Source organism: Flavobacterium segetis (genome assembly GCF_900129575.1).
Lineage (GTDB): Bacteria > Bacteroidota > Bacteroidia > Flavobacteriales > Flavobacteriaceae > Flavobacterium > Flavobacterium segetis.
On the sequence record NZ_FQWE01000002.1, the window covers coordinates 481,373 to 492,776 of the forward strand.

The window sequence follows — 11,404 nt, forward strand, 5'->3', positions numbered from 1 at the left end:
TTTATAGTTATTTATTTGGTTCAGCTAATTTAATATTATTATTGAATTATGAACGATGGTACTTCATTTTTATCTTATCAACTATTACTTGTGCTAATCGCTCATGACTTTCAAAAGTCCAGCCCGCAATATGGGGTGTTAACAGCACATTTTGAGCTTTTAGTAAATATTGGAAAGCTTCAGGTGTATGTTTATCACTGAATAATGTTTCGAAAGATAATTTTTCGTATTCTAATACATCCAGCCCAGCGCCTAGAATTTTTCCAGATTGCAATGCTGCGACTAAATCAGCCGTAACGATATTTTTCCCTCTTGAGGTATTGATGATCCAAAAAGGTTTTTCAAATTCATTGATAAATTTTAAATTAATCATTTTATCTGTTTCTGGAGTCCAAGGAATATGAAGACTTAGCACATCTGCCCTCTGTTTCAGTTCAGCAAGTGAGACTTGTTTTGCGCTGGCATCAGCCACATTATCTAAAATATCATAGCATAAAACTTCAACATCAAAACCTTGTAGTTTTTTGGCGAAGGCCTTTCCCATATTTCCGTACCCTATTATACCTACCGTTTTACCTTCTAATTCATGACCGCGATTGCTTTCTCGATTCCACGTTCCTGATTTAATTTCAGCATTCGCTTGGTTTAAATTGTTAAAAAGCGATAAGATCATTCCTAAGCTATGTTCTGCAACTGCATTTCGATTGCCTTCTGGAGCGGCAATAAGAGCAATGTTTTTTGAAATGGCATAATCGCAATCGATACTTTCTAAACCCGCTCCCACTCTAGCAATAAACTGTAAATTTCTAGCTTTATCTAGGAACTCTTTGTCAATTTTAAAACGGCTCCGGATTACAATTCCTTGATAATCTTGAATTTTATTTTCAATCTCTTCCTTTGACGATGTAAAATCACTGTGGTTTATAAATCCCACTTTATTTAACTGATCCCAAAGCAATGGATGATTGCTATCTATGTGGAGGATTTTCATGTCCATAATTTTGATTTTTAAACTCCCAAAATAACAAAAAAAATACGGTTTATGATTTTAAAAGGAATAATTAAAGTCGAAATTCATAAATTTGCGTTTTTAATTTTTATTACAAATACTTAAATTGTAATAAATAAAACACAACAATGAAATTAACAAAAACATTTAATGCTTTTTTTGAAAGCGAAAAATCTGGTGGTATTTTACTTCTTTTTGCAACAATTATATCTCTTTTATTAGCGAATTCGATCATTCAAACAGAATACATTGCGTTCTGGGAAACAAAACTAGGAAGCCACACCATTACAGAATGGATTAATGACGGCCTGATGGCTATTTTCTTTCTTTTAATAGGTTTAGAATTAGAGCGCGAGATGTACCAAGGGGAATTGTCTAGTATTAAAAATGCGGCTTTACCTATTTTTGGTGCACTTGGCGGAATAATGATTCCTGCTGGTATTTTCTTATTATTAAATTACGGTACAATAACGCAAAACGGCGCTGGAATCCCTATGGCTACGGATATTGCTTTTGCAATAGGGATACTTTCACTTCTAGGAAGTCGAGTGCCTACTTCGCTTAAAGTATTTTTAACTGCTCTAGCCGTAATCGATGATATTGGAGCAATTTTAGTTATTGCCATTTTTTACTCTGATGGGATTGCTTTTATGAACTTATTCACTTCTTTTGCAATCATGGGTGGATTATTTATTTTAAATAGAAGAAAAGTTCACAATCTTATTCCGTATTTAATTGGTGGAGTAGGAATGTGGTATTTTATGCTAAACTCAGGTGTTCACGCAACAATAACTGGAGTTTTGTTAGCATTTGTAATTCCGTTTGGTAATGGTAGCAAAAAGACTTCTTCTTATAAATTACAGCATTTCTTGCATAAACCGGTAGCTTTTTTCATTCTTCCTTTATTTGCAATTGCTAACACTGGAATTGCGATAGGTTCAGACTGGCATGAAGGTTTAAATCATCCAAACACAATTGGGATTATCTTAGGACTAGTCGTTGGAAAACCGCTTGGAATTTGGCTATTTTCCTTCCTTGCCGTTACTTTAGGAATATGTACATTACCTAAAGATCTAAAATGGAAAAACATTGTAGGTGCGGGAATGCTTGGCGGAATTGGCTTTACCATGTCTATTTTTATAACCTTACTTGCTTTTAAAAATGACGGTGCAGAAGTAATTAATTATTCAAAAATTGCAATTTTAATTGCTTCTTTTATAGCTGGAACAATGGGTTATTTATTTTTAAAATATACTTTGAAACCTGAAAAAAAAGCAAAGAAACATAAATAGCAATTAGTGTTTTAAAATTATTAAAAAAACCTCGTGTAAAATTGTTTTAAACGAGGCTTTTTTATGTCTTGAATTATTTCCTAAAGTACTTCTTTTATAGTTCCAATCTTGTTAACCATAAAACTTAACCTTTAATTTGTTTCAAAGAAGTTTTAATTCCTCTGATTAAAGAGGAACTGAATCCATGCATTTCCATCTCGTTTAATCCAGCTATGGTGCAACCTTGAGGAGTTGTAACGCGGTCAATAAGTTGTTCAGGATGCACCTTTTCTTCTAAAAGCATTTCAGCAGCACCTTTTACAGTTTGTGCTGAGATTGATAAAGCGGTTTGCCAGTCAAACCCTATTTCGATTCCCGCTTGCATTGATGCTCGTATATATCGCAATGCAAAAGCAGTTCCGCTGGCCGCTAAAACCGTTGCGGCATCCATTAATTTTTCATCAATTATAGGAGCAGTTCCTAATGTTTGAAAAAGTGATACTACGACTTGTGCTTTATCTTTGTTTTGTTCCTGAAATGCAATACAAGTTGCCGATGCGCCAAACTGCGCTGCAATGTTCGGCATGATTCTAACCGCAGTATTTGAATCACCAATTTTGCTTTGCAGGTTTTCAATCGATAATCCACTCACTGCAGATGCAATAACTTTGTTTGAGAACGCTGGTACTATTTCGCTAAGTACCGTATCCACTTGATAGGGCTTAATAGTTAAAATAATAATATCAGCCTCTTGTATCAAATGCGTATTATTTGTGGAAACAGTAGTACCTAATTTTTCAAGATAAAGAATGCTTGAAGTGTTTCTTCGAGTTATTGTTATTTGATTTTCTGTTGTGAACTTAGATAATCCTAATGCGATTGAAACACCTAGGTTTCCACCGCCAATAATGTGTACTTTCATGAGCTGCTTGTGGTTTTTTCATCTCTGATCTACCGTAAAATAAAGGAGATCGAAATTTAAAAATATTAGTTAATTATGAGATTCTTATTCATAAAAATAGTTTGAACGATAGTAAATAAATGCCAACCATTTTAAGTCTAAGAATATAACTGACAAAGTACATAATTTAACGCAAACTAATTTGTTGAAATTTGTGATAAAAACTTGTAAAGCTCTGGTTTAAGTAAAACTCGGGAAATCACAGCATTTAGAAACCTAAAATAATTTTAGCAATTGAAAAATAAATAAGAATTCCGCAAATATCGTTGCTAGTTGTTATAAATGGACCAGTGGCTAGTGCAGGATCAATGCCAAATTTATCCAATAACAAAGGAATAAAAGTCCCAATAAGTGAAGCAATAATAATTACTGAAATTAGCGCTGTTGTAACAATTACGCCTATAATTACCTCTACATTTAATAAAAAATGACTTCCTAAAAATAATATTGTGGCCAGAATTACGCCATTTAATAAACTCAATGAAACCTCTTTAACTAATCTACTAAATAACGAGCCGCTTAGTGTATTATTTGCTAATCCTTGAACAATAATTGCCGACGATTGTACGCCAACATTTCCTGCCATTGCCGCAATAAGCGGTGTAAAAAAGAATAAGTTTCCATGCTCTAACATTGCACCTTCAAACAAACCTAAAACTTTAACTGAAATAAACCCGCCTAATAATGCCAAAACCAACCAGGGAAGTCGCGCTTTTGTGTGTTCAAAAATACTATCATCAGCTTCAATATCCTTCGAGATACCCGCCGCTAACTGGTAATCTTCATCAGCTTCGTCTTTTATTACATCTACAATGTCATCAATGGTGATTCGTCCTACCAATCTACCTAATTCATCCACTACAGGAATTGCCTCTAAATCGTATCGTTGCATAATCCTTGCTACTTCAACGTCTTCAGTGTCTACTTTTACAAAATTTAATTTTGTAATATAAACATCATTAATAGGGGTTCTTGAAGAAGTAGTTAGTAAATCTTTCAATGACAACCTACCTTTTAAGCGGTCCTCGTCATCCACGACATAAATAGAATGTACTCTAGATATATTTTCAGCTTGAATTCGCATTTCCTTTACACAAGTGAGCACATTCCAATTTTCATTAACTTTCACTAATTCCTTGTGCATCAATCCACCAGCCGTATCTTCGTCATAACGAAGTAAGTCAACAATATCCTTTGCGTGTTCAACGTCCTGCAGTTCTGATATTACCTCGGCTTTCAGGTCTTGCGAAAGTTCAGCAATAATATCTGCCGCATCATTTGTTTCTAGTTCGTCAAGCTCTTCCGCAATTTCTTTTGGAGAAAGCCTACTTAATATGTTTTCACGCAGATCATCCTCTAGTTCAAGAAGAATTTCGGCTGTTTTTTCACTGTCTAAAACTTTAAAAATATAGGTTGCTTCATTAAAATCAAGCTCATCAAGAATTTCAGCAATGTCAGCATGATGCAAGTCATTCAATAAAAGTTCCAACTGCTGGTCGTTTTTATTTTGAATAAGTAGCTCTAATTCCTGAATTAATCCTTTGCTGATTTTAAATTCCATCGGCTTCTATTTTTTGAGTAAGTTCTATAAACTGTTCTACATTTAATTGCTCTGGTCGAAGATTAAACACTTCATCTTCTCTTAAAGCATCTGACAAATTTAAGGTTTTTAAACTATTTCTAAGTGTTTTTCGACGCTGTTGAAAGGCAGTTTTAACAACTGTGAAAAATAATTTTTCTCCACAAGGCAAACTGTAATCCTGTTTTCGGCGCAAGCGTAAAACTCCTGATTTCACCTTTGGTGGCGGAATAAATACATTTTCATCCACTGTAAATAAATATTCTGCATCATAAAAAGCCTGTACTAAAACGGATAAAATCCCGTAAGCTTTCGTTCCCTTTTTTTCACAAATACGTTGCGCAACCTCTTTTTGAAACATTCCTGCAAATTCAGGAATTTGATGGCGATACTCTAATGTTCGAAAAACGATTTGAGTTGAGATATTGTAAGGAAAATTTCCAATTATTGCAAATTGCTTTCCTTCAAAAATCTCGTTGATATTGTACTTCAAGAAATCTTTAGAAATGATTCGATCTTTCAATTTGGGATAATTTTGATCTAAATAAGTCACTGATTCTGTATCTATTTCAATAACATACGTATTTACAGGCTTATCCAATAAATACTTAGTTAGTACACCCATTCCTGGCCCAATTTCTAAGACATCATCGTATCCTTCTAAATTTAAAGTATCAGCAATGTCTTTTGCGATGCTTTCATCTTTTAAAAAATGCTGTCCGAGATGTTTTTTAGCTGTTACTTTTTCCATTATATTTTTTAGTAACTCAACGTCACAAAGTATTTATATTTTATTTGCTAGATTCAAAGTCGATTACTCAACTTTAAAAGTTGTATTTATTGCTAATGTTTTAGTTGTGAGCCGTTAAGGAACGATATCTTTCATCTATCAATTAGCGTAAAAAAAGTATTAAGTATCTATTTTTCACTACTCCTATAAAAATTGTAGCACCATCCTTACTTAGAAATCAGCGATTAATTCTAGCTCTGTTCTAAAAGCGAGCATTTTATCTCCAAATAATTTTAATCCCTCTTCTCTAAAACCTGGTGCATCTTCTTGATAATATTTTTCTAAAGTTTCTTTATTATCCGTTGTGTATTGCGCTGAATAGGTAACACCACCCATTTCCTCCTCGATTAAAACGCGCACTAGTCGAGCCGATGAAAATTTACCTGTTGCTAAAATTTCTGGAATGTGCTTGTATTGCATCCAAATCATCCACTGATCGTGTACACTTTCATGTATGTTTGTAGTAACGTTGTATATGATCATTTTTTTAGTTGATTAGTTGTTTAATCGGTTAACCAATTAAACTTTTATTATAAATTTGTATCACCTCTTAATTGTCTGAATTTTTTTCTCGCTTCTATAAAATGAATACTGTCTTGGTGATTAAAGATGATTTTTTCGTACAATGGCTTTGCTTTTTCTGGATCCTGCAATTGTTTATTGTAAATCTCAGCTGAAAAATATAAAGCTTCATCAATGTAAATTCCGTCACTATACTGCTCGATGATTTTCTGGTATTGGCTTAAAGCCAAATTAAAATCGGACAATTTTTCATAAATCTTACCCAATCGCAATAGCGTTATTGCCTCTATTTCATCTCCTTTAAATGCATTCAAAATCGATTGAAATTGAGTTATAGCTTCTTGATTTCGATTTTGATAAAGTAAATAATCTCCTTTTGCAAACAGCTTTAAAGCTGTTTGTGTTGAATCAGCAACCGTATTATCATTTATTAGAAGAAAATATTCTAGTGCATCATTAGCAATTAACTGCGTATTTGCTGATTTTAACTCTTTGAATTGTTTCAATGCATATTCAAAATCAGTTTTAAAATAACTTGTTTTAGCCGCTTTTAAGGTTGCTTCATGCGCTAAAACATCGTTTTTTAAGTCCACTTCAATTTGAGAGTAATATAGTAATGCTTGATTGAATTTTTCTTCGTAGAGTAATATATCTGCTAGTTCCATTTTGGCTGTAGCCAAATCAAAATCGTCCATTTTCATTTCTAACGCTCTTTTGACAATTACCTTTCCTTCCTCAGGTTTTTTTAAATTAAAAGCGACAAAATGAGCCTGAATCAATTGCAAAGATAAAGTAAAAGGGCTAATCTCAAATTCTTTTAAAATCGCATTTAACTCTTCATTTATGGCGTTGAACTCTTTTTCAGGCGCTTTTTGAATTTTGATTTCCATTAAATAGGAATTTGCTTGAATCAGCAGTTGCAAATCCTTACTATTTTCTACTATGAAACCTAGAATTTCCTTAGCCGCTTCTTGATTTTCCTCTTGAATTGCTAATTGAGCTAAATTTAAAATAGCAGAAAACGATTCGGGATTGCGTTTATAAATTGCTTTCTCTTGAATAAAAGCTTTCTCGAACTCTTTTTGTTGCACATAAAACCAACTCAAAAAACGATTCCAATAAATGTCTTGATTTTTTTGAGTTCTTAAAATTAATGCTTTGCGTAATTGATCATTGAAATTAGCATCGCCATCGTCAACCATAAAGCGAACTAATTGATTTTGTATCATCACTGAATTTTGAGGATTCTGGATTGATTCATCTAAAAAGGTCGTAATCATCATTTCAATATTACCTAGTTGTCCATAAAGCAACGCCATTTGGTAATTAAAATTAAAATTAGGTTCTATTTCAATTGCTTTTTGATATGATTTTAAAGCATAATCTAAAAGCACTTTTTTTTCAAAAGAACTCGCGATTGCGTAAACCTCATTTGGATTTTTCTTAATTCGTTCTAAAGCTTGGTCGTATAGACTTTTAGCTTGAATATCGTTTTTTTGAAGTTGTAAATTATAGCCTAGCTCTACAAGTAGATTACCTTGTTTGTATTTATCAAATCGCTGTTGGATCGCTTTTTCAGCAATATCAAATTGCTGTAACTGCTGGTAACAGTCTATCGTTCTCAAAAAATATTGTGTGTTTTGTGGTATGCTTTTTAGTAATTCTTCAAAACCTACTTTCGCTTTTTCAAAATCACCTTTCTCATAATAATATTGCGCTAATTGTTCGTTTTGTGAGAAACAAATTGAGGAGAAAAATAGTGCGATATAGACAACAAGGTACTTCATATTAAATGCATTCCATATTCAGTTATGTAAAAGATGTTTCATGCTAAAAACAAACTAAATACTAATCATTGAAAACTATTTAATCAATAATATCAAAACCACAATAGGAACGTAAAACTTCAGGAATTACAATTCCTTCTGCTGTTTGATAATTTTCAAGAATTCCAGCTAGTACTCTTGGCAATGCTAATGAACTTCCGTTTAGTGTATGTGCTAATTGGTTTTTTCCATCTTTATCTTTAAATCGCAACTTTAAACGATTGGCTTGAAAAGTTTCAAAATTAGATACTGAACTTATTTCTAACCATCGATCTTGGGCAGTTGAAAACACCTCAAAATCATAAGTTAAAGAGGCTGTAAATCCCATATCACCGCCACAGAGTCGCAAAATTCTATAAGGTAATTTCAGCTCTTGAAGAATAGATTTTACGTGTTCAACCATTCCATCTAATGCCTCATAAGATTTGTCTGGATGCTCTACTCTAACAATTTCAACTTTATCAAATTGATGCAAACGGTTCAATCCTCGCACATGCGCACCATAAGAACCAGCTTCGCGACGAAAGCATGGCGTGTAAGCCGTTGTTAAAATAGGCAATTGATTTTCGCTCAAAATCACATCACGAAATAAATTTGTCACAGGAACTTCTGCGGTAGGAATTAAGTATAAATCATCTGTTTTATCATGGTACATTTGACCTTCTTTATCTGGCAATTGTCCCGTTCCATAAGCCGAAGCTTCATTGACCATGTGTGGAACTTGCACTTCATTGTATCCAGCCGCCGTATTTTTATCGAGGAAATAATTGATTAAGGCGCGTTGTAATTTGGCTCCTTTTCCTTTGTAAACCGGAAAACCTGCTCCAGTGATTTTAACCCCCAATTCAAAATCGATGATATCGTATTTTTTTACTAATTCCCAGTGTGGTTGTGCACCTTCGTGCAAAACTGGTATATCGCCTTCTTGAAAAACATTTAAATTTTCTTCAGGTGTTTTTCCCTCTGGAACAATAGCAGCGGGAAGATTGGGCAACATATATAATTTGTCTAAAAGTTCAGCAGCAAGTGCCTCTGCAGTTTCAGCTAACTTCTTACTTTTCTCTTTATTTATAACAGTTTTTTCTTTTAGAATCGCGGCTTTTGATTTCTCGCCATTTTTCATTAATTCGCCTATATCTTTGGATAATTTATTAGATTCAGATAAAATTCCATCTAATTCTACCTGCGTAGCGCGACGTTTTTCATCTAGTTGTACCACTTCTTCAACAATACTTTTAGCATCCATATTCCTTTTTGCCAAAGCATTGATTACTTTCTCCTGATTCTCTCTAATAAATGCAATTTGTAACATAGTTTGATTTTTATACCTATTAAATTTCTAGTAATGGAAGCAAATTTAAGGAAATGTTTGATAGAAATTGGACAAAAAATTAGTCGAAGGTCAAAAGTAATAAAGTCCTATATTACTGTTATGATTTAAATGCCCACTACTTAAGATAGATTCAAAACAAAACTTTAAAAAACAGTAATCAAAAACACGCCTTTTAAAGCTTTATAAGCTTCAAAATTTGACATAAAACTACTCTCTTTTGATCTCGTGCCCGATAAATTCCTCTAAGGTTGCGAACATATCGTCAACTGAAAGTATCGTTGTGTCAGGGTGTGATTTCAAGAATGCAGCATTCAGTTGTACTAAATTTTCTTCAATTTCAAAAAAAACATCATTATTTAGCAAATCTCGAATTGGGTTTACACCTTCTAGTTTTCCTTTGAAGAACTTTTCTCTTTTTACACTACTAATCAAGCTCACTTTTTTGGATTGTTGTTGAAACAACTCCAAGTGCTTTTCGGCACCTAATAATTGTAGGCCTTCTTCAATGAGTTCGTTCAGTTCTTTGTTCCATTTAGAATTGTATACAAATTGTGCAAAATTCCCTTCGGTGTATTGTGAAGTATAATAATCAAGATAGTAGCTCATTAAAGCATCTTCGTGAATAAGATCATCATCTATTTTTTCTTCACGCATCAAGTTAATTACCGAAATATTAGAATTTATCACATCTTGTGGGTTTACACTATTTGCTGCTGTTTCTGAAATTATAATTCTACCAAATTCCATGAGGTATGTTTTTAAGGAGTTGACGGCAAATTTCGTTTTTTTTGCTACAGATTTCACGAATTAAAACGAATTTTTTAAGTCGTGTTTTACGGGAATATTTTTTTAACCGCAAATTGCACAAATTAGCGCAGATTCTTTTCAAATTTATCCGGCATCAGATTCGTCACTATTCTTTTGCTGATTTATTTTAGTCACCAAAACCTTCAATCGTAAAAATTTTTCTTTCTTCTCTTCTTGAAGTTTATTCTTTTTTCGATTGAGAAATTTAGTGTGTAAAGCCTTATTTTTAGTATTTTTTTCAGGTCCTTTTGCCATTATAAAAATCTTAATTAGTTGTTTATTAAAACGAATGTTATAACGATTCAATTTTATCCTCTTCATTAATAATCTTCCTTTTTGTACGTCCAACAAAAAAGAATGCTATTCCACCCACAAAATAGAGTATTACATCAATCCAATCTCCTGTGTACCTTAGATTTATTTTAGGGAGATAATATTCGAAGTAAAAAGAATAAGAGCACGATAGAAAAATTACAAATCCAAGTGGTAATGTAAAAGAAGCATCTTTTTTTAATCTTCGAATTATAAATTCAATCGCTCCAAGTACTAGCGGAAGGTATAGCAAATCATTTGTGTAATTGTTAACCAAAGCAGGCAATGGAATTTTTAACCGTTGCATCACATATATGGTCAGCACCAGAATAAAAAGTGTAAAATATAGCACTTTTCTAAACATAGAAAACTTAGTTGAGGAAGTTAAGATTACAAGATTTGAATTTTCAACCAGCAGCTGCGGCAGTAACTGCAGCAATAATTCCTCCAATAACTACTGCAAAGAAAAGCCAAATAGAATAAATAGCTTGAAAAAAATATCTGATAAGAATATTTGAGTGCTCCAATCCTTTATTGAAATAAATCTCAAATATACTGGCTGGCTTTTTTGTCTTTTCTTGCTCATCAATTTTAAATTGAATCTTTTTTTCTGTTTCAATTTGGCGCTTGAGAACTAAATCTAATAATGCGCCACAGTTGCTACAAAACTCATTATTCAAATTAACTGTATTACACTCAGGACACTTTATATACGATTTATTCATTATGCTATTGCTTGAACCGAATTAATTTTGGCAAAGTTATAAAAAATGCGTGACATGCTGGATGCGAATCCTCCTTAGTCAGAATGACAAATAGTATGGGAATTCTAAATCCCCTAGCCCTGATAGAAGTGGAAATCCTTTTAGTCCCGATTTTTATCGGGGCTAAAAGATTGCAGCGGATAGGTACTATCTTAAAATCCTAATAATTTTCTTTTAATTTTTATATATTTGTTAAACTATAGAAAGCGTTTCATTTTCAAAAATGATTT

Annotated in this window: 12 protein-coding genes; 1 reads left to right on the forward strand and 11 read right to left on the reverse strand. The window is 32.9% G+C overall.

Annotated elements, in window-relative coordinates; all coding sequences use genetic code 11:
• Positions 1-46: 46 nt before the first annotated feature.
• Entirely contained in the window at positions 47-997 is a 951-nt protein-coding gene (locus tag BUA99_RS04270) for a 2-hydroxyacid dehydrogenase (protein WP_072988644.1), read from the reverse strand.
• A gap of 140 nt (positions 998-1,137) precedes the next feature.
• Between BUA99_RS04270 and nhaA the strand changes: the two genes are divergently transcribed.
• Entirely contained in the window at positions 1,138-2,301 is a 1,164-nt protein-coding gene (gene nhaA / locus BUA99_RS04275; protein ID WP_072988646.1) for a Na+/H+ antiporter NhaA, read from the forward strand.
• Between the two features lie 124 nt (positions 2,302-2,425).
• Here nhaA and proC read toward each other — a convergent pair whose 3' ends face one another.
• From proC to BUA99_RS04325, 10 genes are all read right to left on the reverse strand, one after another.
• Positions 2,426-3,202 (reverse strand): pyrroline-5-carboxylate reductase, encoded by a 777-nt coding sequence (gene proC / locus BUA99_RS04280; RefSeq protein ID WP_072988648.1) that lies wholly within the window; start codon positions 3,200-3,202, stop codon positions 2,426-2,428.
• A 247-nt stretch (positions 3,203-3,449) separates the two neighbouring features.
• Positions 3,450-4,802, reverse strand: a complete 1,353-nt coding sequence (gene mgtE, locus BUA99_RS04285) for a magnesium transporter (RefSeq protein ID WP_072988651.1) — start codon at positions 4,800-4,802, stop codon at positions 3,450-3,452.
• A complete protein-coding gene (gene rsmA / locus BUA99_RS04290) occupies positions 4,792-5,571 on the reverse strand; it encodes a 16S rRNA (adenine(1518)-N(6)/adenine(1519)-N(6))-dimethyltransferase RsmA (protein ID WP_072988654.1) in 780 nt (259 codons plus the stop codon). The genes mgtE and rsmA overlap by 11 nt, the downstream gene beginning before the upstream one ends.
• 210 nt (positions 5,572-5,781) lie before the next feature.
• Entirely contained in the window at positions 5,782-6,093 is a 312-nt protein-coding gene (locus BUA99_RS04295; RefSeq protein WP_072988657.1) for a DUF4286 family protein, read from the reverse strand.
• A 47-nt stretch (positions 6,094-6,140) separates the two neighbouring features.
• A complete protein-coding gene (locus BUA99_RS04300) occupies positions 6,141-7,919 on the reverse strand; it encodes a tetratricopeptide repeat protein (RefSeq protein WP_072988659.1) in 1,779 nt (592 codons plus the stop codon).
• 79 nt (positions 7,920-7,998) lie between these two features.
• Positions 7,999-9,270, reverse strand: coding sequence for a serine--tRNA ligase (serS, locus tag BUA99_RS04305; RefSeq protein ID WP_072988662.1), 1,272 nt, complete (start codon positions 9,268-9,270; stop codon positions 7,999-8,001).
• A gap of 228 nt (positions 9,271-9,498) precedes the next feature.
• Positions 9,499-10,038 carry a DMP19 family protein gene (locus BUA99_RS04310; RefSeq protein WP_072988665.1) on the reverse strand — a complete coding sequence of 180 codons (540 nt, stop codon included), beginning with the start codon at positions 10,036-10,038 and terminating at the stop codon, positions 9,499-9,501.
• 144 nt (positions 10,039-10,182) lie between these two features.
• Positions 10,183-10,353 (reverse strand): hypothetical protein, encoded by a 171-nt coding sequence (locus BUA99_RS15210; protein WP_200778637.1) that lies wholly within the window; start codon positions 10,351-10,353, stop codon positions 10,183-10,185.
• Between the two features lie 37 nt (positions 10,354-10,390).
• Positions 10,391-10,774, reverse strand: coding sequence for a hypothetical protein (locus tag BUA99_RS04320; protein ID WP_072988670.1), 384 nt, complete (start codon positions 10,772-10,774; stop codon positions 10,391-10,393).
• A gap of 43 nt (positions 10,775-10,817) precedes the next feature.
• The gene (locus BUA99_RS04325; protein ID WP_072988673.1) at positions 10,818-11,135 is read right to left on the reverse strand and encodes a hypothetical protein; all 318 of its coding nucleotides are present in this window, start codon (positions 11,133-11,135) and stop codon (positions 10,818-10,820) included.
• Between the last annotated feature and the right edge of the window lie 269 nt (positions 11,136-11,404).

Coding starts and splice junctions, on each gene's coding strand:
- BUA99_RS04270 (WP_072988644.1), bottom strand. CDS start 997: ATGGACATGAAAATCCTCCACATAGATAGCAATCATCCATTGCTTTGG.
- nhaA (WP_072988646.1), top strand. CDS start 1,138: ATGAAATTAACAAAAACATTTAATGCTTTTTTTGAAAGCGAAAAATCT.
- proC (WP_072988648.1), bottom strand. CDS start 3,202: ATGAAAGTACACATTATTGGCGGTGGAAACCTAGGTGTTTCAATCGCA.
- mgtE (WP_072988651.1), bottom strand. CDS start 4,802: ATGGAATTTAAAATCAGCAAAGGATTAATTCAGGAATTAGAGCTACTT.
- rsmA (WP_072988654.1), bottom strand. CDS start 5,571: ATGGAAAAAGTAACAGCTAAAAAACATCTCGGACAGCATTTTTTAAAA.
- BUA99_RS04295 (WP_072988657.1), bottom strand. CDS start 6,093: ATGATCATATACAACGTTACTACAAACATACATGAAAGTGTACACGAT.
- BUA99_RS04300 (WP_072988659.1), bottom strand. CDS start 7,919: ATGAAGTACCTTGTTGTCTATATCGCACTATTTTTCTCCTCAATTTGT.
- serS (WP_072988662.1), bottom strand. CDS start 9,270: ATGTTACAAATTGCATTTATTAGAGAGAATCAGGAGAAAGTAATCAAT.
- BUA99_RS04310 (WP_072988665.1), bottom strand. CDS start 10,038: ATGGAATTTGGTAGAATTATAATTTCAGAAACAGCAGCAAATAGTGTA.
- BUA99_RS15210 (WP_200778637.1), bottom strand. CDS start 10,353: ATGGCAAAAGGACCTGAAAAAAATACTAAAAATAAGGCTTTACACACT.
- BUA99_RS04320 (WP_072988670.1), bottom strand. CDS start 10,774: ATGTTTAGAAAAGTGCTATATTTTACACTTTTTATTCTGGTGCTGACC.
- BUA99_RS04325 (WP_072988673.1), bottom strand. CDS start 11,135: ATGAATAAATCGTATATAAAGTGTCCTGAGTGTAATACAGTTAATTTG.